The 23,024-nt window shown below is 72.2% G+C and carries 15 protein-coding genes; 7 read left to right on the top strand and 8 right to left on the bottom strand.

The features are described 5' to 3' along the window. Positions 1 to 615: 615 nt before the first annotated feature. A complete protein-coding gene (locus ACFRIC_RS39590) occupies positions 616 to 1,365 on the top strand; it encodes an MBL fold metallo-hydrolase (protein WP_382796618.1) in 750 nt (249 codons plus the stop codon). A gap of 189 nt (positions 1,366 to 1,554) precedes the next feature. Continuing rightward, positions 1,555 to 2,610, top strand: coding sequence for a UDP-glucose 4-epimerase GalE (gene galE, locus ACFRIC_RS39585; protein WP_382796616.1), 1,056 nt, complete (start codon positions 1,555 to 1,557; stop codon positions 2,608 to 2,610). 86 nt (positions 2,611 to 2,696) lie between these two features. Here galE and ACFRIC_RS39580 read toward each other — a convergent pair whose 3' ends face one another. The 4 genes from ACFRIC_RS39580 to ACFRIC_RS39565 all read right to left on the bottom strand — a co-directional run bounded on the left by ACFRIC_RS39580 (position 2,697) and on the right by ACFRIC_RS39565 (position 8,428). After that, complete coding sequence (locus ACFRIC_RS39580; protein WP_382796615.1) at positions 2,697 to 4,487, bottom strand: glycoside hydrolase family 15 protein; 1,791 nt, start codon at positions 4,485 to 4,487, stop codon at positions 2,697 to 2,699. Between the two features lie 78 nt (positions 4,488 to 4,565). Beyond that, the gene (locus ACFRIC_RS39575; protein ID WP_382796613.1) at positions 4,566 to 5,543 is read right to left on the bottom strand and encodes a UDP-glucuronic acid decarboxylase family protein; all 978 of its coding nucleotides are present in this window, start codon (positions 5,541 to 5,543) and stop codon (positions 4,566 to 4,568) included. A gap of 18 nt (positions 5,544 to 5,561) precedes the next feature. After that, positions 5,562 to 6,893 carry a UDP-glucose dehydrogenase family protein gene (locus ACFRIC_RS39570; RefSeq protein WP_382796611.1) on the bottom strand — a complete coding sequence of 444 codons (1,332 nt, stop codon included), beginning with the start codon at positions 6,891 to 6,893 and terminating at the stop codon, positions 5,562 to 5,564. Positions 6,894 to 6,964: 71 nt separating this feature from the next. Then, positions 6,965 to 8,428, bottom strand: coding sequence for a glycosyltransferase family 4 protein (locus ACFRIC_RS39565; RefSeq protein ID WP_382796609.1), 1,464 nt, complete (start codon positions 8,426 to 8,428; stop codon positions 6,965 to 6,967). Positions 8,429 to 8,618: 190 nt separating this feature from the next. Here ACFRIC_RS39565 and ACFRIC_RS39560 point away from each other — a divergent pair, with 190 nt between their 5' ends. The 3 genes from ACFRIC_RS39560 to ACFRIC_RS39550 all read left to right on the top strand — a co-directional run bounded on the left by ACFRIC_RS39560 (position 8,619) and on the right by ACFRIC_RS39550 (position 14,803). Then, positions 8,619 to 9,368, top strand: a complete 750-nt coding sequence (locus ACFRIC_RS39560) for a TetR/AcrR family transcriptional regulator (protein WP_382796608.1) — start codon at positions 8,619 to 8,621, stop codon at positions 9,366 to 9,368. Between the two features lie 187 nt (positions 9,369 to 9,555). Beyond that, positions 9,556 to 14,070: an aminotransferase class I/II-fold pyridoxal phosphate-dependent enzyme gene (locus ACFRIC_RS39555; RefSeq protein WP_382796656.1), complete on the top strand. Its 4,515-nt coding sequence runs from the start codon at positions 9,556 to 9,558 to the stop codon at positions 14,068 to 14,070. Further along, positions 14,054 to 14,803, top strand: coding sequence for a class I SAM-dependent methyltransferase (locus ACFRIC_RS39550; protein ID WP_382796606.1), 750 nt, complete (start codon positions 14,054 to 14,056; stop codon positions 14,801 to 14,803). The genes ACFRIC_RS39555 and ACFRIC_RS39550 overlap by 17 nt, the downstream gene beginning before the upstream one ends. On the opposite strand, the gene ACFRIC_RS39545 is transcribed toward ACFRIC_RS39550, so the two are convergent. Together ACFRIC_RS39545 and ACFRIC_RS39540 are read right to left on the bottom strand one after the other, a co-directional pair. Then, the gene (locus ACFRIC_RS39545; protein WP_382796605.1) at positions 14,786 to 15,640 is read right to left on the bottom strand and encodes a GNAT family N-acetyltransferase; all 855 of its coding nucleotides are present in this window, start codon (positions 15,638 to 15,640) and stop codon (positions 14,786 to 14,788) included. The two genes, ACFRIC_RS39550 and ACFRIC_RS39545, sit on opposite strands and share 18 nt — an antisense overlap. A gap of 270 nt (positions 15,641 to 15,910) precedes the next feature. After that, the gene (locus ACFRIC_RS39540) at positions 15,911 to 16,645 is read right to left on the bottom strand and encodes a chaplin (protein ID WP_382796603.1); all 735 of its coding nucleotides are present in this window, start codon (positions 16,643 to 16,645) and stop codon (positions 15,911 to 15,913) included. A gap of 284 nt (positions 16,646 to 16,929) precedes the next feature. Here ACFRIC_RS39540 and ACFRIC_RS39535 point away from each other — a divergent pair, with 284 nt between their 5' ends. Together ACFRIC_RS39535 and ACFRIC_RS39530 are read left to right on the top strand one after the other, a co-directional pair. Beyond that, entirely contained in the window at positions 16,930 to 18,507 is a 1,578-nt protein-coding gene (locus tag ACFRIC_RS39535; RefSeq protein WP_382796601.1) for an alpha/beta hydrolase, read from the top strand. A 91-nt stretch (positions 18,508 to 18,598) separates the two neighbouring features. After that, positions 18,599 to 20,182, top strand: a complete 1,584-nt coding sequence (locus tag ACFRIC_RS39530) for an FMN-binding glutamate synthase family protein (RefSeq protein WP_382796600.1) — start codon at positions 18,599 to 18,601, stop codon at positions 20,180 to 20,182. Positions 20,183 to 20,193: 11 nt separating this feature from the next. Here ACFRIC_RS39530 and ACFRIC_RS39525 read toward each other — a convergent pair whose 3' ends face one another. Both ACFRIC_RS39525 and ACFRIC_RS39520 read right to left on the bottom strand, forming a co-directional pair. Continuing rightward, positions 20,194 to 21,456, bottom strand: a complete 1,263-nt coding sequence (locus ACFRIC_RS39525; protein WP_382796598.1) for an arginine deiminase — start codon at positions 21,454 to 21,456, stop codon at positions 20,194 to 20,196. Positions 21,457 to 21,490: 34 nt separating this feature from the next. Continuing rightward, a complete protein-coding gene (locus tag ACFRIC_RS39520; RefSeq protein WP_382796596.1) occupies positions 21,491 to 22,909 on the bottom strand; it encodes a basic amino acid/polyamine antiporter in 1,419 nt (472 codons plus the stop codon). Between the last annotated feature and the right edge of the window lie 115 nt (positions 22,910 to 23,024).

Raw genomic sequence — 23,024 nt, 5'->3', positions numbered from 1 at the left:
AGCCGGTACCGGGCCCACGAGGACACGAGGATCACCTCGTACTGTGACGGGGGGACGACGACAGCGGTGCGGTAACGCACGGCCCGGCTCCCCTCGTTCGTCACGGCGCACACGTCACCGGGAGCGGTGGTGTGCGATTCCGTGGCGAGTGTAGGGAACGGGGCCGGGGCTCGGCACCGGGTTTTCCGAGACGGGTCCGGCGGGGCGGGGCGCGGCACCGGGGTCTCCGCGACCGGCCCGGCAGGCCGGGGCGCGGGACCGGGCTTTCCGAGACCGGCCCGGCGGGGCGGGGCGCGGGACGGGGGTTTCCCCTTCCGGCGGGCCGGGGCGCGGGACCGGGCTTTCCGCGACCGGTCCGGCCGGGCGGAGCTCGGCACGGAGGTTTTCCCTTCCGCCGAGCCGGAGTTCGGCACCGGACTTGAGGCGGCCGATTCCACGGGCCGGCGCGCGGTCCCGGATCGCCTCCCGGCCCAGTCCCCGCTCGGTCCCCGCTCGGGACCGGCCCGGACCCGGCCCGGACCCGGCTCCGCCTCCGGTCGCATCCCGCGTTCGCGATACCTTTTGCCCTGTCAGAGCCCCTTGGGCTTGCAGCGGTTGTCCGACGTCAGGATGGTCATGAGCGAGGAAACGATCGTCGAAGCAGCGCCCGGAGTCCATCTGGTGCACGGCAGCAACACGAACTGGGTGGTGCTGTCCGAGGGCGACTCCGTCACCCTGATCGACACGGGATACCCCGGGGACCGCGAGAGGCTCCTGGCGTCACTGAAGACCCTCGGCCACGCGCCCGAGGCGGTGACCGCCGTGCTCATCACCCACGCCCACAGCGATCACCTCGGCTCCGCCGAGTTCCTGAACGCCACCTACGGCACTCCGGTCCAGCTCCACGAGACCGAGGTGCCGCACGCGCGCCGTGAGTTCCTCCACCAGGTGAGCGTCGGACAGGTGGTGCGGCAGGCGTGGCGCCCCGGCGTGCTGCCCTGGATGGTGCACGCCCTGCGTTCCGGCGGCACGGCGGACGTGGCCATGACGAAGCCCGAGGCCTTCCCGCACGCGGGCCCGCTCGACCTGCCGGGGCGGCCCGTCCCGGTGCACACGCCGGGCCACACACCCGGCCACTGCGTCTATCACCTGCCGCAGGCCGGCGTACTGATCTCCGGTGACGCCCTGGTGAGCGGGCACCCCACCTCGCGGATACGGGGGCCCCAGCTCCTGCCCAGGATGTTCGACACCGAGCGGGCCGGAGCGCTCGCCTCGCTCGAACGGATCGAGACCCTCGAGGCCGACGTGCTGCTGCCCGGACACGGGCCCGTGCACCGCGCTCCGGTGGGCCAGGCGGCCCGGCGTGCCCGGGAGCTGGCCGGCTGACCGAGCCGGGCGGCGGGAGCCCGACCGGCCGTCCGGCCCGACGGCCGGCCCGACGGCCACGGGGGCCCGCCGCCACTTGACGGAGGGGGCGGAACGGTGCAAAGTTGTACATATACGTCGTAAACATACGTCGTTTGATCTTTGGCTTCACCCGACCGCCGCCCGAGCGCACACGAAGGAGCCGGGCACATGAGCGCCCCCTCGACCATTCTCGTCACGGGCGGCGCAGGATTCATCGGTAGTCACGCCTGCGTCGAACTGCTCGACCACGGTTACGAGCTGATCGTGGTCGACGACTATTCCAACAGCAGCCCACAGGTCTTCGCCCGGGTGGAACGTATCGCGGGCCGCTTCCTCGGCACCGTCTACGAGCTGGACATCCGTGACCGCCGCGCGCTCTCGGCCGTCTTCGACCGTCACTCCGTGGACGCCGTCCTTCACTTCGCGGCCCACAAGGCGGTCGGCACGTCGACGCGGATGCCCATCGAGTACTACGACACCAACGTCGGCGGAACGACCGCGCTGCTGAACACCATGCACGAGCACGGCGTGCACCAGCTCGTCTTCTCCTCGTCCTGCTCCGTGTACGGCGACGCCGGCCGCGGACCCCTCGACGAGTCGACCCCGGCCCGGCCGACGAATCCGTACGCCGCCTCCAAGGTCATCTGCGAGCAGATCCTCGCCGACGTCTGCCGCCGCCACCCGGAGTACACCGTGCTGTGTCTGCGGTACTTCAACCCGGCGGGCGCCCACCCCAGTGGACTCCTCGGCGAGGACCCCGGCGACTCCCCCGAGAACCTGCTGCCGGCTCTGGCCCAGGTGGCCATCGGGCGGCAGGAACGCCTCCGCGTCTTCGGTGACGACTACCCGACGGCGGACGGGACGGCGATCCGCGACTATCTGCACGTCATGGACACCGTCGAGGCCCATCGCGTCGCCCTCGACCACCTCGCCGACGAGCGGGGCATGCACGTGTACAACCTCGGCATAGGCAAGGGGAGTTCGGTCCTCGACGTGATCGCCGCCTTCTCCGCGGAATGTGGCAGACCGCTGCCGTACGAGATGGTCGGGCGCCGTCCGGGCGATGTCGCCGAACTCGTGGCGGACGCCTCGGCCGTGGCGCGCGCCTGGGGCTGGCACCCCTCACGGGACCTCGCCGACATGTGCCGGGACGCGTGGCGGTTCATCCAGCTCAACCCGCAGGGCTACGCCGGGTCCGCCCGGCGTTCCTCCGGCAAGGACTGACACCCGAACTCCCCCGTCGACACCCGCCCTCACCCCCTGACGGCTCCATCACGGGCGGCTCGGTCACGCCGACAGCGGCGGCTTGATCACTCCGACAGCAGGAACGCCGTCTCCACCAGCGCGATGTGGCTGAACGCCTGCGGCGCGTTGCCCAGTTGGCGGCCGGCCTCGGGGTCCCACTGCTCCGACAGCAGACCGAGGTCGTTGCGGATCGCCAGGACGCGCTCGAACACCTCCGTCGCCTCCTCCCGGTGTCCGCTCGCGGCGAGCGCGTCGGCGTACCAGAGGGAACACGCGACGAACGCGCCCTCGCCGCCGGGCATCCCGTCCACCCCGTGCACGCCCTGCCCGTTCGGCGCGTACCGGCGCACGAATCCTCCGTCGCTCAGCTCCCGCATGGCCCGCACGGTGCCTCGCACCCGCTCGTCCTCCGCGGGCAGGAAGCCCAGCCGGGGGATCAGCAGCGCCGAGGCGTCCAGCGCCGGCGAACCGTAGGACTGGACGAAGGACCCGCGTCCCGCGTCCCAGCCCTCCCGGCACACCTCGCGGTGCACCTCGTCCCGCAGCGCCCGCCAGACGTCCGAGGACCCGTTTTTGCCGAGCAGCTCGCCCATCCGCAGCGCGCGGTCCGCCGCCACCCAGGCCATCACCTTGGAGTGGACGAACTGCCGTGCCGGGCCGCGTACCTGCCACAGGCCCTGGTCCGGCTCGCGCCAGTGCAGACGGAGCTGGCCCATCATGGCCTCCACCAGGCTCCACACCTGACGGGGCATGGGGATGCCCGCCCGCAGCGACAGCAGCAGCGCGTCGAGCACGTCGCCGTACACGTCGAGCTGGAACTGGCTCATGGCCGAGTTCCCGAAGCGGACCGGCCGCGAGCCCTCGTAGCCCGGCAGCCACGGCGCCTCCGTCTCCCGCAGCAGCCGCTGTCCGCCGACGCCGTACACGGTCTGGATGTGGGCGGGGTCCCCCGCGACGGCCCGCAGCAGCCAGCCCAGCCAGGCCGTGGCCTCCTCGCGGTAGCCGCCGCGCAGCAGGCACGACAGCGTCAGCGCGGAATCACGCAGCCAGCAGAAGCGGTGGTCCCAGTTGCGCTCGCCGCCGATGCGGCCGGGCAGCGAGGTCGTCGGGGCCGCGACGATGCCCCCGGTCGGCGCGTAGGTGAGCGCCTTGAGGGTGATCAGGGACCGCACGACGGCGTCGCGCCAGGGCCCCTGGTAGTGGCACTGGGCGGTCCAGCGCCGCCAGAAGTCACCGGTCTCCTTGAGCACCGTCTCCGCCGGAACCGACAGCGGCGCGGGCGGCTCCGGGACGTACGAGGGTGCCCAGACGAACGTCAGGGTCGTCCTGCGCCCGGCCAGGACCGTGAACTCGTGGACGGTGGAGGCCTCGCCTCCGGGCCGTGCCTCCATGCCCTCGGCGTTCAGCCACACGGCGTCCGGCCCGGCGACCGCGACCGTACAGGCCTCACCGGCCTGGATCCACGGCACGACCCTGCCCTGGTGGAAGCGCAGCCGCAGTTCGCTGCGCATCGTCACGGAGCCCGACAGCCCCTCCACCATGCGCACGATGCACGGCAGTTGACTGCGCGGCGGCATGAAGTCGATGACGCGGACGGCGCCCGTGGGCGTCTCCCAGCGGGACTCCAGGACGAGCGTGTCCGGCCGGTAGGCGCGGCCGGTACAGGGAGCGCGCACCGCGCGGGAGGCCGGCGCGATCCGCCAGAATCCGTTGTCCTCCGTGCCCAGCATCGCGGCCAGACAGGCCGGGGAGTCGAACCGGGGCAGGCACAGCCAGTCGATGGAGCCGTCTCTGCCGACCATGGCAGCGGTTTCCAGATCGCTGATGAGGGCGTAGTCCTCGATGGGTGCGTTCATGATCGAAGCCGCGCTGCCGTGGAGATTGCAGCCCCTTGAGCATATGTCCGCGCCACGGGAGTTCGCCTCCTGGCCCCGTCACGAAGACCGTCCCACGGGGGACGGCTCGTAGGGCCGCGTGGTTCCCCGGGACTGCGCCGCGAACCAGTCGACGGTGTGCCGCAGACCGTCCTGTAGGGACACCCTCGGGTACCACCCGAGCGCTTCCCGGGCGCGGGAGACGACGGGACGCCGCCGGACCGGGTCGTCGACGGGCAGGGGCAGGAAGCGCAGCCCGCTGCGCGATCCGGTGATCGTCACGACGAGCTCGGCGAGCTCGCGCACGGTCCTCTCGTTGGGGTTCCCGAGGTTGAACGGGCCCGGCCGGTGGGAGTCGACCATGGCCATCAGACCCCGGACGAGGTCGTCGACGTAACAGAAGCTGCGGGTCTGGCTGCCGTCCCCGAAGAGGGTCAGGGGCTCGCCGGCGAGGGCCTGGCGGATGAAACTGGAGACCACCCGGCCGTCGTAGGAGCGCATGCGGGGGCCGTAGGTGTTGAAGATGCGGACGATCCCCACGTCGACCGCGCGGGACCGCCGGTACGCCATGGACAGGGCCTCGGCGTAGCGCTTGGCCTCGTCGTAGACGCTGCGGGGTCCGATCGGGTTGACGTGTCCCCAGTACGACTCGTCCTGCGGATGCACCTTGGGATCGCCGTAGACCTCGCTGGTGGAGGCCAGGACGAACCGGGCCGAGTTCCGGTCGGCGAGCCGCAGCAGGTTCTCGGTACCCCTGCTGCCCGCGGCCAGGGTCTCCAGCGGGAAGCGCTGGTAGTCGACGGGCGAGGCGGGGCTCGCGAGGTGCACCACGGCGTCCACGTTCCCGGAGACGCTGAACGGCTCGGTGACGTCCCACGCCTCGAAGGCGAACCGGGGATCGTGCCGGAGCGGTGCGATGTTGGCGGGGCGGCCCGAGGACAGGTTGTCCAGACAGCAGACGCTGTCACCTCGGTTCAGCAGGGCCTCGCACAGATGCGATCCCAGGAAGCCGCTTCCGCCGGACACGACGACACGCATGGTCTCTCCTCCCGCAGGTCAGGTGGGTCCCGGACGGCCCAGGGCGTGCAGCGCCCATCCCGCCGAGCCCCACCGTTCCGGGTCCAGGGTGTTCCGGGCGTCCACCAGCACCGGGGAGCGCACGACCGTCGCGAGCGCGGCGGGGTCCAGGTCCCGGTACTGGGGCCACTCGGTGAGGTGCAGGACGACGTCGGCCCGCTCGCAGGCCTTGGTCACGTCCAGGGCGAACTGGAGCGCGGGGTACGCCACTCGGGCGTTGTCGATCGCCTCGAAGTCGTGCACGCGGACCTGTGCGCCGCGGCGGCGGATCTCGTCGGCGACCACGAGCGCGGGCGAGTCCCGGACGTCGTCGCTGCCGGGCTTGAAGGCGGCACCGAGCACCGCGACGCTCCGGCCGGTGAAGGAGCCTCCCAGAAGGCGCGCCGCGAGGTCGACGGTGCGCAGTCGCTGCCGTGTGTTGATCTCGTCGACCTGGCGCAGGAAGGCGACGGAGCCGCCGCGTCCGAGTTCCTCGGCGCGGGTGGCGAAGGCCCGGATGTCCTTGGGCAGGCAGCTCCCGCCGAATCCGAGTCCGGGGGCGAGGAATCGGGGTCCTATGCGGGAGTCCCGGCCCATCGCCTCGGCCAGGGTGAGCACGTCGGCCCCGGCGGCCTCGCAGATCTCGGCCATGGCGTTGATGAAGGAGATCTTGGTGGCGAGGAAGGAGTTGGAGGCGACCTTCACCAGTTCGGCGGTGGCCGGGTCGGTGGCGATGAACGGGGCGCCCGCATCCAGCAGCGGCGCGTAGATCTCGCGGAGCCGCGCCTCGGCCCAGTCGGCGCCCTTCCGGGTGCCGACCACGATGCGTTCGGGCCGCAGGGTGTCCTGGACGGCGCAGCCCTCGCGCAGGAATTCCGGGTTCCAGGCCACGTCGGCTCCCGGAGCGGTGGCGCGCAGCCGTTCGGCGAGGCGGGCCGCGGTGCCGACCGGGACGGTGGACTTGCCGACCACCAGGACCCGTTCGTGACCGCTGTCGCGGAGCCCGGACGCCAGCCCGTCCACGGCCGCCTCCACATAGCGGAGGTCCGCGGCGCCCGTCTCGGGATGCTGGGGGGTGCCGACGCAGACGAAGTGCGTGTCGGCGAAGCGGGCGGCCTCGGCCGGTGAGGTGGTGAAGCGCAGCCGGCCCGTGTCCACGGCTCTCATGAGCGTCTCGGACAGGCCGGGTTCGAAGAACGGGGGCGTGCCCGCGGTCAGGGCGGCGATCCTGTCCTCGTCGACGTCGACGCCGAGGACCTCGTGTCCGATGTCGGCCATGCAGGCGGCGTGCACCGCGCCGACGTATCCGGTGCCGATGACTGTCAGACGCATGTCGTTCTCCGTGGTCGGCGTGTGGTCGGCTCGTGGCCGCCGGGCGGGTGGTGTCGGTGGGACCGAAGGATTCAGGGGCGTGCGGCACCTTCCGGGACGCGCCCGCCGCCGGGCAGGCCCGTCCGTCCGCGGCGGCGGGCGCGGACGGCCCCGCGCGGGGTGCCGGGCGCTCGGGCGGTGTCGGGTGTGCGGGCGGGGTCGGGTGCCGATGAACTCTCGTCGGCGAAGGAGGTCTCGTGCGCCGGGCGGCCCTCGGACGCGAGGGGGCTCCCCGGTGCCACGGGGGCGTCCGGCGCGAGGCGGCTCTCCGGACCCGGGCGGGCCTCGGACGTGACGGCGGGCTCGGACACGACGGGGCCGCGGACCCGGCGGCTGCCCTGGCGGCCCATCTCGGTCGCCTCGCGCGGGTGGTCGAGAAGCCAGCCCACCGCGCGTGCGGTGGCGGCCGGGTCGGCCGGTGCCACGAGCAGTCCCGTGGCTCCGTGCTCCACCAGGTCGGGCACCCCGCTCACGGCCGTCGCGACGACGGGACGGGCGGCGGCCAGGGCCCTGGTGAGCGCCCGGCCCGGACCTTCGTACAGGGAGGTGGTCACGAACACGTCCAGTCCGGCCACGAGCCGGTCGGCGTCCGGACGCGGTCCGGTGAGCGTCACCTCGACGCCGAGGTCCGCGGCGAGCCGTCGCACCTCTTCCGCCGGCGGGCCGTCCCCGATCATGACGAACGCGGTGTCCGGGTGTTCCGCACGGACCGCGGCCGCCATACGGACGAAGGCCAGGGAGTTGTTCCGGGTGCCGGCACTGCCGACCGTCCCGACGAGTGCCGCCTCGCGCGGGACGCCGAGCCGCTCGCGGGCCGCCGGGTCGAACGTCACGGGGGTGTCGCCCGGCCGTACGGCGGCGGGCGGGACCTCCCCGCGGTGCGGCGGCGCCACAGGCTCCCCGGCCCCCGCCGTCCGCGGCACGCGCGGGGCGAGAGCGGGGAACCGGTGGGCCAGTCGCCGTGTCACGTGCTCCAGGGCGCGGTGGGCCGGGTGCCCGGGGCGGGCGGTGTACGGGTGGAAGCTCAGTCCGTGGAGGGTGTGCACCACGACGGGGGCGCGGCACAGCCGTGCGGCCACCCGGCCGAGGGACCCGCCCTTCGGGGAATGGGTGTGCACGACGGTGAACCGCTCCCGGCGGATGAGCCGCAGCAGCCGTCCCAGTACGAGCACGTCGGCGGGGCCCAGCGCGTGCCGGAAGCCCGGTGTCCCCAGGGTGCGCACGCCCGCGGCGCGCGCCGGTTCCCACAGGTCACCGCCCGGCGCTCCGGCGACCCACACCTCGTAGCGGTCGGGGTCCGTGCCCTCGGCCGCCAGCAGGGTGGTGTCGCCCGCGCCCGCACCGAAGCGGGTGACGACGTACAGGACCTTGATCCGCGGCAGGAGCGGGGCCGGGGGCAGTGCCTCGACGGGCGCGACCTTCGGGAGCGGCGCCGTCCTGTCGGCCACCGTGCCGCCCGGCCGCCCCGAGCGGGGGGCGGAAGTCCCGTACAGCATCAACGATCACCACCGATGGACGACTGTGCAAATACGTATATTTACGACGTATACGTACATCATCACCCCGCGACCCGTTCCGGTCAATCCCGAACATTCACCCCCCATACGCTGTATACGTACGCGTAGGTCTCATAGGCGAATAGAGTCGACAGCAGCGGGACTTCGGGCGGGGCCTACGGAGGCGGAGATGGCCAGGGAACGGGCGCGGGACAAGAGCGGTGAGGCCGCCACACCGGCGCGGCGCGCCAGCGACCGGGGCCACTACGGCCGGCTGAGCCGCAAGCTCGTGCTCGCCGCCGCCCTGGACCTGGTGGACGAGGAAGGACTCTCGGCCCTGAGCATGCGCCGGCTCGGCGGCCGGCTCGGTGTCGAGGCCATGGCCCTGTACCGCTACGCGGAGGGCAAGGACGCCCTGCTGGACGGACTGGTCGAGGCCCTCTACCTCGAACTCGACGAGCGCCTGTCCGCCGGTTCCGCCCCGGAGGGCTCCGCCGCGCCCGACCCCGCTGCGTGGCGCGACGAACTGCACCGGATCGCGCGGGCGATGTACGAGGTCTGCCTCTCCCATCCCCGGGCCGTGCCGCTGCTCGCCACCCGCATGCTCGCCGTTCCGCTGGCCCGCAGACCGCTCCCCGTGCTCAAGGAACACGAACGGGTGCTCGCGCTGCTGCACGACGCGGGGCTCGGCGATGCCCGCTCGGCGGCCGTCTTCCGCGCCTTCACCGGCTGGGTCCTCGGCTACGTGTCCGTGGAACTGCGCGCGATGGTGGACAACCCGGACGAGGAGGACCCCGCCTTCCGGCTGGGCCTGCACCGGATGCCGCCCCAGGAACTGCCCCGGCTCCGCGCGATCGCCGCGACCCTCGCCGAGCGGGGCGGACCGGACGGACTGGACGCCGGCCTGGACGCCCTCCTGGACCGCTTCGCCCCGGACTGAAGATGCACCCGTCCTCCCCCCGTGCCTACGATCAACAATGCCCCGGAACCCGGCGAACGGTCCAGTGCCGTCCGACGTAGGGAGGCGGTTCGGCTTGCTGCGGGCACATCACCGCGCAGGCGGCCTCCTGCGGCCACGGCGTCTCGGTGTCTACGCCCTCCTGGTGGGGGCGACCACCGTCGTCTACATGGCGGTTCCCGCGACCAGGACCCCGTTGTGGGCCGTCATCGGGCTCGGCGGCGTCGCCGCCATGATCACCGGAATCCGCGTCAACCGCCCGCCCCACCGCTGGCCGTGGCTCCTGCTGGCCGGCGGGCTGCTGGCCTTCTCCGCGGGCGACACGTCGTACAACGTGATGGAGTCGTACTTCCACTTCAACAACCCGTTCCCCTCCCCCGCGGACGCCTGCTACCTGGCCGTGTATCCGCTGTTCGCCGGCGGCCTCTACGGCCTCGTCCGCTACCGCTGGCCCGGTCACGACCTCCCCAGCCTGCTCGACGCGCTGATCTTCGCGCTGGGGCTCGCCCTGCCGGTCTGGGTCTTCCTCGTACAGCCGCTCACCCATGTGCCCGGCATGACCTGGCAGCAGCGCGCCATCAGCATCGCCTACCCGATCGGCGACGTCCTCGTCCTCGCGATGCTGGCCCGCCTGCTGGCCGCCAGCCACGGCTCCGGCCGCATCCGCTCACTGCAGCTCCTCGTGCTGGGCACCGCGACGCTGCTCACCTTCGACATCGCGTACGGGATCCTCCAGCTCAACGACCTGTGGCAGACCGGGACCCTGCTGGACTCCGGCTGGATCGTGTTCTACACCGCCTGGGGGCTCGCCGGGCTCCATCCCTCGATGGTGGAACTCACCCGGCCCGTGATGCGGCAGGAATCCCTGCGGCCCACGCCCCGACGGCTGCTCCTGCTCGCCGCGGCCACCCTGGTGGCACCCGGGATCCTGCTGTACGAGGGCCGACGCGGCAACGCGCAGGACGCCGCCGTGATCGCGGTCTTCTCCGCCGCGCTCTTCCTCCTGGTGATCCTGCGGCTCTCCGGGATGGTGGTCGCCCACCGCGACGCCGTCGCGCGCGAGCAGGCACTGCGCACGGCGGCCACGGCCCTCGTCTCGGCATCGAGACCGCAGGACGTGGCGCGGGCCTGCGACACCACCGTCAGCACGCTGTTCGGGCCCAAGGTCCTGCACCGGAGTCTCGTCCTTCCGGCCGAATACGCGAGCGGGCTGGCGACTCGCCGCTCGCATCTCGTGCCCACCACGGAACTCGGGGCGGACATCGCGGGCCGCCTCGACGGTCTGCCGACCACCCTGGTGTGCCCCATGATCCCGCCCGACGAGCCGACCGGAGAGCTGCCGGGCGTGCTGATGGCGGCGGGTCCCGAGCAGCAACTCCGCGAGATCCAGAGCTCGCTGGAGATCCTGGCCTCGCACGCAGGTCTGGCCGTCGAGCGCATCGCGCTGCGCCAGGAGATCATCCGCAAGGAGAGCGAGGCGTACTTCCGCACGCTGGTGCGCAACGCCTCGGACGTCATCCTGATCGTCGAGGACGACAACTCCGTCCGGTACGCGAGCCCCTCCGCGCGAGCCGTCTTCGGCCAGGTGGAGCTGACCGGGGTGCCGCTGCCCGAACTGGTGGACTCCAGCGACCGGACCCGGGTGGTCAGGGGACTCGCCGCCCTGCGGAACGGCGGCGCCCCCGAGACCCACGACCACTGGTGGGTGCTGCGCGACGGCAACCGCATCGAGGTCGAGGTGCGCTGCAGCGATCTCCGCAAGGACCCCACGGTCGCCGGTCTGGTCATCACCCTGCGGGACGTGACCGAGCAACGGCGCCTGGAACACGAGCTGACGGAGCGGGCGTTCCACGATCCGCTGACCGGTCTGCCCAACCGGACCCTGCTCCTGGAGCGGATCGAGCGCGCCCTGCTCCGCAGCCGCCGCGGGACCACGCTCACCTGTCTGCTCTTCATCGACCTCGACGACTTCAAGATGGTCAACGACACGATGGGGCACTCCACCGGCGACCATCTGCTGACCGCCGTCGGCGAGCGGCTCTCGGGGGCGCTGCGCCGCACGGACACCGCGGCGCGCCTCGGGGGCGACGAGTTCGCGGTGCTGATGGAGGACGCGAAGAAACCGCTGGACGCCGAACTCCTGGCGGCCCAGGTGATCCAGGCGCTGAGCAGGCCGTTCAGTCTGCGCGAGGGCTCGGTGAGCGTGTCCGCGAGCGTCGGCGTGGCCACCGCCAGGGACAGCACGGACGCCGAGGAACTCCTCGGTCACGCGGACCTGGCCCTCTACGCGGCCAAGGCCGCGGGCAAGCGGCAGTGGCGCAGGTTCCTGCCCCGGCTGCGGGTGCGGATGGTGGAACGGCACGACCTTCAGGCACGCCTCGACGGCGCCGTCGCCCGGTCCGAGTTCACCCTGCGCTACCAGCCCGTCGTCGACATCAGCGCGGGCGAGGTCGTCGGCTTCGAGGCGCTGGCCCGCTGGCCGCGCCCGCACCACGAGCCGGTTCCGCCGGACCAGTTCATCGCCCTCGCCGAGGAGACCGGGCACATCACCCCCCTGGGCGCGTGGGTCCTGTCGAACGCCACCACCGACATCGCCGGACTCCAGCGGACGGCCGACGGGGCGGACCCGCCCTACGTCAGCGTCAACGTCTCGCCCCGCCAGTTCCGCGACAGCGGGTTCCTGGCCGAGGTGCGCAGGGCGCTGGAGACCCCGGGGCTCGCCCCGGGGTCGCTCCAGCTCGAACTGACCGAGACGGTGCTCATGCGCCGGGACGCGCAGATTCAGGCGGTCCTGTATTCGCTGAAGGACCTCGGGGTACATATAGCCGTGGACGACTTCGGCAGCGGCTACTCCTCATTGCGGTACCTGCGCGATTTCCCCGTGGACGTCTTGAAGATCGACAAGACGTTCATCGACGACATCGCGCTGGACACCCGGCAGGTCGCACTCGTCGAGGGCATCGTCGGTCTGGCGGACACCCTGGGCATCCAGGTGATCGCCGAGGGGATCGAGGATCCGGTGCAACGGGATCTCCTGGCCGGAATGGGGTGCCGGTTCGGCCAGGGCTTCCTTTTCGCCCGGCCGATGACGGTGCAGCAGAGCGAGTTCCTGCTGCGGCAGCGCGACGGGGTTCGCACCCCGGCACGGTCCGCCGACAGGGCGGCGGAAACGAGGTACTCCATGGGACAGACGGATCCGGAATCCGCCGGCCCGCGCGAACGGCCGCCCGCCCTGCCCGGGGCGGCGCGGAGCGACACCGGGCGGTCGGACCACCCGCCGTCCGAAGGTCCGCCGTCGGAGGGGCCGCGGCTGGAGGGCCCGCGGCCGTACGACCCGCAGAAGGACGGCCCACGGAGCGACGGCCCACGCACCGACAGCCGGCGGACGGAAGGCGAGCGGACCGACGGCACCCGGTCGGACGGCGCGCAGTCGGACAGCACCCGCCGCTCCAGGCGCTGGCGCGATCTGGAACACCTGCGCCAGACCAGCCCCATGAGCGACGCCGTGCTGGACGAGGTACGTGGCCGGCACATCCGCAGCGGCGACCACTGGATGATCGACTTCGCCTCCTGCAACTACCTCGGCTTCGACTGCGATCCGGAGATCATCCAGGCGATCGAGCCGGCCGTGCGCCGCTGGGGCACCCACCCGAGCTGGTCCCGGCTGATCGGCAGTCCGCGGCTGTACCCCGACATCGAGGAGCGGCTGGCGGACCTGCTCGGCGCCCCGGACACGCTGCTGCTGCCCACGCTGACCCTGATCCACGCCTCGGTGATCCCCGCCCTCGCGGGTCAGGGTCATGTCTTCGTCGAGGCCACGGCGCACCGGACCGTGTTCGACGGCTGCGTGGGGGCCCGCGGACAGGGCGCGACGCTGCACCGGTTCCACGCGGGCCGCCCCGACGAACTGGCCACCATGCTGGACGCCGTGCCCGCCGAGTCGCCCCGTCTGGTCTGCCTGGACGGCGTGAACAGCATGAGCGGGAACATCCCCGACCTGCCGAAGCTCACCGAGGTGTGCAGGCCGCGCAACGCCCTGCTGTACATCGACGACGCGCACGGCTTCGGCGTCATCGGGGAGCGCGGCCCGAACGAGTCGTGTCCGTACGGGGACCGCGGCAACAGCATCGTCCGGCACACGGGGGAGTCGTACGAGGGGATCGTCCTCGTGGGCGGCTTCTCCAAGGCGTACTCGTCGCTGCTGGCGTTCCTGGCGCTGCCGAGTTCGCTCAAGGACCGCCTCAAGACCGCGGCGGGCCCCTACCTCTACTCGGGTCCCTCCCCCACCGCCTCCCTGGCCACGGCACTGGCCGGGCTCGACGTCAACGACAGCCGCGGGGACGACATCCGGGCCGATCTGTACCGCAAGACAGGGCGGGTGCTCGACCATCTGGAGGAGCTCGGGGTGGGCACGCTCAACACGGACCGTCTGCCGATCATCGAGATCCCCCTGGCCGACGCCGACGACCTGGACGGGGTCGGCGGGTTCCTGTGGGACAACGGCATCTACGTGACCCTGGCGGCCTACCCCCTCGTACCACGCGACCGGGTCGGTTTCCGGGTCCAGCTCACCGCCCTCAACTCCGACGAGGACGTCGACCGGCTCAACGACACACTCACCCGGCTCACCGAACGCTACCGGCTGCGGCCGAGGGACGGAGTCAGCGATGGCGGTTCTCAATGACGACGTCAACTGGGACAGTTGGCCCGTCGAGGACTATCTGAGCGAGAACTACCGCGAGTTGCATCCCGCGGACGCGGCGGTCATCACCCATCACAGCGCGTTCTACCGCGCGTTCGCGCCGGGCGGCATCCGCCGGTCCGTGGAGGTCGGTGCCGGCCCCAACCTCTATCCGCTGATCCTCGCGTCCGCCGCGAGCCGTCACATCGACGCCGTGGAGGCGGGTGCCTCCAACGCCGCCTACCTGTCACGGCAGTTGGGCGGGCCGCCGGACGAGAGCTGGCTGCCGTTCCACGCCCTGTGCCGCAGCCTCAACCCGGACGTCCCCGAGACCCTGGAGGCGGCCCTGTCCCCGGTACGTCTGGTGCACGGCGACCTGAGGTCCATCGAACCGGGCGGCTACGACCTCGCCTCGATGCACTTCGTCGCCGAGGGGGCCACCGAGGACTTCGAGGAGTTCAAGGACTTCTGCCGCCGGTTCGTCCGGTGCGCGGCACCGGGCGGGCACCTGGTCGCCGCCTTCATGGAGAACATGCCGACCTACCGGATCGGCGCGGAGTCCCGCTGGCCCGGCTGCCCGGTGGACACGGACGTGATCACCGAGGTGTTCACCCCGCTCACCGACCGGCTCACGGTCAGCCGGATCCCGTCGGACCCGACCCTGCCGGACTACGGGGACTCCGGCATGGTCCTGCTCACCGGGGTCGCGGCCGCGGACTCAGCCGAGTTCCAGTGACGTCACCCCGTACACGCGTTCGCCCGCGAACTCCCTGACCGGGCCGGTGTACATACGGGCCGTCTCGAAGGAGGGGGCCAGACCGAGCTCCTCGACCAGGGCGACCGCCGCCGTGTTGATCAGGGGCACGTCGACGGCGAGCGGCCCGCCGTCCGCGGCGGCGGCGAGCGCGGAGAAGAGGGCGCGGGCGTCGTCGGCGGTGTCGGCGAACAGCGGGCCGACCCGCAGGGAGTCACGCGCCGGACGGATCACGGCGTACCCGCTCAGCCGGCCGTCGGTGTGCCGGACGAAGGTGCGGTGTCCGGGGGCGGTCAGCCACGACTCCAGGAACGCCGGCCGGTCGGCCGGGTAGCAGGCGCTGTCGTACGCGGTGATCGCCGCGTGGTCCGCCGGCCCGGCCGCGCGCACGTCGGCCGGCTCCTCCCGGGCCGGCACCGCGCCGGTGAACCGGGCGGTGCGGTAGGCGAGTTCGAAACCGGACTTGCGGTAGTTGTCCTGCTGCGCGACCACGCCGTCGAGGCCGACGGTCCGGCCGCCCGCGTGGGCCAGGGCCGTCTCCCACGTGGCGAGGCCGTAGCCCTTCCCGCGCAGATCGGGGCGTACGAGATAGAAGCCCAGGAAGGCGTAGTCGTCGCTGTGGTTGACCACCGAGATGGCCGAGACCGGCTCCCCGTCGACACGTCCGATGAAGAAGCCCCCGGGATCCTGTACGAAGAAGCTCGCGCTGTCGGACAGGCCGGGATTCCATCCCTCGTCCGCGGCCCAGCCGCCGACGACCTTCCAGTCGTCGAGCGTGGCCTGGCTGACGACGAGGCCGTCGGGTCCCGGAGAGGTCATGGGGGCACTCCAATGCGTACGGGTCGGATGCGCGCCGGCGTACGGGCACGCGGTCCGCCGGCCGGTCGGTCGCGCAGCATCCTTGCCGATCTCCGTGCCGCTCGCAGCGACGGGCACCGCGCGCCGGAAGGGATTCGGCCACCTCCGCGCACCCGCCCGCCTTCGCCCCCGTCGTCGCCGGGCCCCCGGACCCCGTAACGGGGGAAGGACCGGAAGGAGGCTCCACCGGTCACCCGTCCGATGGAGCCTCCCGTTCGTGACCGCCGCGGCTCAGCGCACCGCGCCGGGCCGGAACCGGCGGAACAGGACGGCGCCGCCCAGCAGCATCGCCGCGCTCGCCGCGATGGCCGGCATCGCGCCGTCCGCGCCCGTGTGGGCGAGGGTGGCCACGGCTCCGTCCCGCTCCGTGGCCTGCTCCGGGCCCGCGGTGGCGGGGACCGCCGCCGGGGTGGACGGCCTCGGGGCGGGCTTCACGCCGTGGTGGGCCCGCACGGGCTTCGCACCGGAGGTGTTGACCGACTCGTTCCCGACGGCCGGGTTGCCGAGGCCGACGACCGTCACGGAGTTGCCGCTGACGTTGACCGGGAGATCCACCGGGAGCTGCAGGCCGTTGCCCGAGAGCACACCCGGTGAATCCTTTCCGCGGCCGTGCGCGACCGCACCCCCGCCGTCGCGGCTGTGGCCGGCCGTGCCGCCGCGGCCGGTGGTGCCGGCGTGCGCTCCGGCTCCCCCGTGCCGCACGCCGCCGGTCGCGGCGGTGCCGCCACCCTGGTTGGCGCAGCGGTTGCCCGCGGCGGGGTTGAGCAGCCCGGCCACGTTCACCGTGTTCCCGCACAGGTTCACGGGCACGTGCACGGGGAGCTGGACGGTGTTGCCGGAGATCAGGCCGGGCGAGCCTGCCGCCGCGCCGTCCGCCGCGGAGTCGGCGTGCGCCGGCATGGCCGCGGCCAGCGCGCCCGAGGCGGCGGCCGCGGCGATCAAACCATTTCGGGTCACCCGTTTCATTCGTTCACTGCCTTCCTGACAACGACGTGGGCGCTCGCCCACATTGCCAAGAACGTCTGCGGACCATCCGAGTTATGGCTTGTCGGCCTTTCACCCCTTCGAGCGTCACCTCTTTCGAACGGCCGCCGCATCCCGTACGGCGGGGCGGCCCACGGCCACGGGGCACGGCGGCCCCCGGCAGGGACGGCGGCCGGGCCGCTCGCCCGGAGGCGTGCCCCGAAAGCCGCGTCTATCGTGATCCGGGAGGTATCGCCGGTCCACCGCAGGCGACCCGGGAGGCAGGCATGCTGTCCGTGCACCAACGCTTCGCGGTCGCGGGAGCCGCCACCGCGACGCTGACCCTGCTGGCGGCGGGTCTGCCCGCCGCGGCGACCGCCGACGACGGGCCCGACCTGTCCCGCTTCCGGGACCAGAAGGTCACCTGGGCGGCCTGCAAGGGCGAGGGCATGCCCAAGGACCTGCAGTGCGGCAAGGTCACCGTCCCCGTGGACTACGCCCGGCCGGGCCGGGGCACGCTCGACCTGGCGCTGGCCCGCTACCGGGCGACCGGACATTCGCGGGGTTCCTTGGTGCTGAACTTCGGCGGTCCGGGCGGGGCGGGCGTTCCCGGTCTGGCCGCGAGCGGCAAGGACTTCATGGGCCTGACGAACGGCTACGACGTGGTGACCTTCGACCCTCGCGGAGTGGGCCGTTCCTCGCCGGTGAGCTGTGGCGACGGCGCGGACGAGATATTCGGGGCCGCCGCGGCCGACACCGATGTGCAGGCGGCGCTCAAGGCGGTCAAGAAGGCCGCCGACACCTGCGCCCGGCACTCGGGGGCCGTCCTCCCGCACATCGGCACGGTCGACGCCGCCCGCGACCTGGACGTGATCCGCGCGGCGCTCGGCGACAAGAAGCTCAACTACCTCGGCTTCTCGTACGGGACGCGGCTGGGCGCGGTGTACGCGGCGCAGTTCCCCAAGCGGACGGGGCGGATGGTGCTCGACGGGGTCGACACCCTCACCGAGCCGATCACCGAACAGGGCCGCATAGGCGCGGAGGGCCAGCAGACCGCGCTCGACGACTTCATCACCTGGTGCGCGAAGAACCTGGCCTGCCCGTTCGGCCAGGACCCGCGCAGCGCGGGCGAGCAGATGGTCCAGCTCGTCAAGTCGCTCGACGAGGACCCGGTGCCGTCGGCCTTCGGCCCGGCGTTCTCCGGACAGGACCTGGTGGGGGCGATCAGCCAGGCGCTCTACAGCAAGCAGATGTGGCCGGTCCTCGAACAGGCCCTCGGTCAGCTGATCCAGGACGGCGACACCCACGGACTCGACCAGCTCTACGGCGGCGCCTCCCTGCCCGCCACCGCCACGCCCGTCCGGCAGCGGCCGCCGCACAACGGCGGGCTCGTCGACGCGGAGGACGTCCCCCTCGACAACCTCCCCGCCGCCCTGATGGCCATCAACTGCGCCGACGACCCCGACCGGCCCAGCGCCGGCGAGGTGGCACGGCAGGTCGCCGCCCTGCGCGCCTCCTATCAGGAGGCGTCCCCGGTCTTCGGGCAGTACCGGCTCGCGCAGGTGCTGATGTGCTACGGCCGTCCGAAGGGCACCGACTACATACGCGAGAAGGTCCGCGACGTACCCGCCTCCAAGATGCTGCTCGTCGGCACCCGCGGGGACCCGGCGACTCCGTACCGCTGGACCCTGGAGACCGCCAGGCGTCTGGGCTCCTCCGCCGTGGTCCTCGACAACAAGGGCGAGGGGCACACCGGGTACGCGTCCTCGAAGTGCGTGCACCGCAAGGTCGACGACTTCCTGCTGTACGGGTCCCTGCCGGCCAGCGGCAGCTCCTGCGGTCCGGAGAACACGGACGGCTACTGACGGACACCCCACCGAGTGAGCGTGACAACCCGCGCGGGTCTCCCGATCGGCGGCTTTCGTCCCCATGGGTTTGACTCGGGATGTGCGCCGGATGCTCCCACTGCTGCTCGTCGCCCTCGGTGCCGCCGGGGCGCTGCTCCTGGCGGGCGCCGTCTCGGCGTGGTGGTGGTGCGCGGCGGGCCCGCTGCTCGCGCTGACCGCGCTCGGTGCCCGGGACCTCGCCCAGCGCCGGGACTCGGTGCTGCGCAACTATCCGCTGCTCGGCCGCGTCCCGTTCCTGCCGGCGGCCGTGCGCCCGACGTGGCGGCGGTACGTCGTCGAGCGCTCCGTCGACGGGCGGCCCTACGATGGGCGGCCCTACGCCCAAAGCGTCCGCGCGCTGGTGTACGAGCGTGCCGCGGGGGCCGAGGCCGAGGCGCCGTCCGGCACGGGGCGTGCGGTGTACGAGGACGGCCACGAGTTCCTGGAGCCGTCGTTGCGCCCGGTCGGGGTGCCGGACGAGCCGCCCGTCGTCCGGGTGGGCGGTCCCGACTGCACCCAGCCCTACGACATGGCTCTCCTGAACGTCTCCGCGATGAGCTTCGGGGCTCTGTCGTCGAACGCCGTCCTGGCGCTCAACAGGGGCGCGGCGCTGGGGGGTTTCGCGCACGACACCGGCGAGGGCGGCCTCTCGGACCACCATCTGCGGGGCGGCGGTGATCTCGTCTGGGAGATCGGCACGGGGTACTTCGGGTGCCGTACCCCCGAAGGGGACTTCGAGGCACGGGAGTTCGCGGACAAGGCCGCGCTGCCCGAGGTGAAGTGCGTGTCGCTGAAGCTGTCCCAGGGAGCGGGACCGGGGGTGGGGGGCGTGTTGCCCGGGGTGAAGGTCAGCCCGGAGATCGCCCGGGAGCGCGGTGTGCCCGAGGGCGTGACCGTGGTGTCGCCCGCGTGTCACCGGGTGTTCTCGACGCCGAGGGAACTGGTGCTGTTCATCGCGCGGATGCGGGAGCTGGCCGGCGGCAAGCCCACGGGCTTCAAGCTCTGTGTCGGCTCGCGGTGCCAGTTCCTGGCGGTCTGCAAGGCGATGCTCGCCGAGGGGGTGACACCCGACTTCGTCGTCGTGGACGGCTCGGAGGGCGGCACCGGCGCCGGTCCCCGGGAGTTCGCCGGCACGGTCGGTACGCCGCTGACCGAGGGGCTGATGACGGTGCACAACGCGCTGGTCGGCACCGGGCTGCGGGACCGGGTCAGGATCGGCGCGAGCGGCGGCATCGCCACCGGCTCGGACATCGTCAGACGCCTGCTCCAGGGAGCCGACTACACCAACGCGGCCCGCGCGATGATGCTCGCCCTCGGCTGCGTCCAGGCCGGGCGCTGCCACACGGACACCTGCCCGACCGGGGTGGCGACCCAGGATCCGCGCCGGGTCCGTGCCCTGGACGTGGCCGACAAGTCCGAGCGGGTACGGCGCTACCAGCGGGCCACCGTGCTCGGCGCGAGCCGGATCATGGCCGCGATGGGTGTGCGGGATGCCGGTGGGCTCACCCCGGACCTGCTGATGCGGCGCGTCGGTCCGACGGCGGTGAGGTCGTACGCGGAGCTCTACGAGTGGCTGGCGCCCGGGGTCCTGCTGGCCGAGCCGCCCCCGGACTGGGCGTCGGACTGGGCCGCAGCCGATCCGGACGCCTTCTGAACGGACGGGCGTCAGAAGTCCACGGGGTCCCGCACGATGGGGCAGGTCATGCAGTGGCCGCCGCCGCGTCCCCGGCCCAGTTCGGAGCCGACGATGGTGATGACCTCGATCCCGGCCTTGCGCAGCAGGGCGTTGGTCTGGGTGTTGCGGTCGTAGGTGAACACCACACCGGGCTCCAGGGCGACGGCGTTGTTGCCGCTGTCCCACTGCTGGCGCTCGGAGGCGTACACGTCGCCGCCGGTCTCGACGATCCGCAGTTCGGGCAGTCCCAGGGCCTCGGCGACGACGTCGGTGAACGCGCGTGAGCCCTCGTCGGTGAGCTCGACGCCGGGCGCCTTGTCGCTGGGCCGCAGGGAGAACGTGTGCACCGAGTCCATGATGGCCGGATACAGGGTGACGAGGTCGCGGTCGGCGAAGGTGAAGACGGTGTCGAGGTGCATCGCGGAGCGCAGCTTCGGCATGCCCGCGACGACGACGCGCTCGGCGGCCCCGGCCTGGAACAGGGCGGCCGCGACCTGGCTGATGGCCTGCCGGGAGGTGCGTTCGCTCATGCCCATGAGGACGACGCCGTTGCCGACCGGCATGATGTCGCCGCCCTCGAAGGTGGCCTGGCCCCAGGAGAGTTCGGGGTCGCCCCACCACACCGTGGAGCCCGTGAAGTCCGGATGGAAGGAGTAGACGGCCTTCATCAGGAGCGTCTCGTCGTGCCGGGCCGGCCAGTAGAGCGGGTTGAGGGTCAGGCCCTCGTAGAGCCAGCACGTGGTGTCGCGGGTGTAGAGGGTGTTGGGCAGCGGCGGCATGAGGTATTCGCGCACGCCGGTCGATTCGCGGGCCAGGGAGAGGTAGCCGGTGCGGAACTCGTCGGGCAGGTCGGCGGTGGAGAGTCCGCCGATCAGGAACTCGGCGAGGGCGGCGGGTTCGAGGGACTCCAGGAAGGCCCGGGTGCCGTCGACGAGTCCGAGTCCGACCTCGTTCGCGGTGATCTTCCGGTCGAGGAGCCAGTCCTTCGCCGGGGGCAGGGCCATGGTCTGGGCGAGCAGGTCGTGCAGTTCCACGACCTCCACCCCGCGTGCGCGCAGCTTGTCGACGAAGTCGGCGTGGTCGCGCTGGGCGTTCTCCACCCACATCACGTCGTCGAAGAGCAGATCGTCCGCGTTGGTCGGGGTGAGCCTGCGGTGGGCGAGGCCCGGTGCGCAGACCAGGACCTTGCGCAGCCTGCCGACCTCGGAGTGGACGCCGTACGGCGGACGGCTCGTGGTGTCTTCACTGGTCACGGTGTGCCTCTCTCCGGGCGGGGGGCGGACGGGTTCACAGACTGATCCAGCCCAGCGCCAGGGCGACGATCCCGGTGACGGCACCGACGACCGAGACGACGAGGATGACCAGTTCACGGGGCGAGAACGGCGTCCTGCCCTGTTCGCGGCGCGCCATCACGAACAGCACGGTGGCGGGCGCGTAGATGATGAAGGAGACGAGGAGGTACTTGAGTCCGGCCGCGTAGAGCAGGAAGGCGGTGTAGACGGTGGCGAGGGCGGCGACGACGAGATCCCCGCCGAAGCGTCGCCGGGCGATCTTCAGGGCGAAGGCCGCCGCCAGCAGGAACGGGATCAGGGTCAGGGCGCTGGTCAGGTCGAGCGCGAAGTTGAAGGCGTCGTCCGAGAAGAGGGTGACGACCAGGACCACCTGGGTGAGCAGGGTGGTCAGCAGCAACGCTGGCACGGGCACGTCGGCCCGGGTGGAGCGGGCCAGGAAGCGGGGCATGTCCTCGTCCTTGGCGGCGACGAACAGCACTTCGGCGGCCATCAGCGTCCAGGCGAGGTAGGCGCCGAGCACCGAGACGATGAGGCCGACGCTGACGAAGACCTCGCCCCAGGTGCCGACCGCGCTCTCCAGGACCCCGGCCATCGACGGCTGTCTGAGCTCGGCGATCTCCGCCATGGGCAGCAGCCCGTACGACACGATCGTGACCGAGGCGAAGACGGCGAACACGCTGAGGAACCCGAGGACGGTGGCCCGGCCGACGTCCTCGCGGCGCTTGGCGTGGCGCGAGTAGACGCTCGCCCCCTCGACGCCGAGGAACACGAAGACGGTGGCCAGCATGGTGCCCCTGACCTGATCGAAGAGTGAGCCCGCGTACGCGGCGCCGCCCCAGTTCTCGGCGAAGACATGGGGTTTGAGATAGAAGAGCGCCAGGACGACGAAGACGAGGATCGGCACGACCTTGGCGACCGTGACGATCCGGTTGATGGCGGCCGCTTCCTTGACGCCTCGCCGGATCAGGAGGAAGAAGGCCCACAGGCCGACCGAGGAGAGGACGACGGCGAGGACGGTGTCCCCGTCGCCGAGCGCGGGCGCGATGGCCCCGATGGTCGACATGATGAGCACCCAGTAGGTCACGTTGCCCACGCAGGCACTGGCCCAGTAGCCGAAGGCCGAGAAGAAGCCGAGGTATTCGCCGAAGCCGGCCTTGGCGTAGGCGTAGACACCCGCGTCGAGGTCGGGCCTGCTGACGGCGAGCCGCTGGAAGACGAAGGCGAGCATCAGCATGCCGGTGCCGGCGACGGCCCAGGCGATCAGCGCGCCCGCGACACCCGTCTCCTGGGCGAACCGCCGCGGGAGGGAGAACACCCCGGCGCCGACCATGGAGCCGACGACCATCATGGAGAGCGTGACCAGGGTCAGCTTGGCGGCCGGTGCCGCCTCGGATTCGGTGTCGACCTGCGTCATGGCTGTCCTGCGGGGAGGGCATCGTCGTGCGCGACCACGATGCGGCAACGTCATCTGGCGACCTGAGCGACATTAACAACCAATTGCCCGGAATGTGCGGCGAGGACCGGCACCC

Origin of the sequence: Streptomyces sp. NPDC056738, assembly GCF_042790435.1 — a bacterium.
GTDB lineage: Bacteria > Actinomycetota > Actinomycetes > Streptomycetales > Streptomycetaceae > Streptomyces.
Note: the sequence above shows the minus strand (reverse complement) of the source record. Positions and strands in the feature narration are given on the sequence as shown.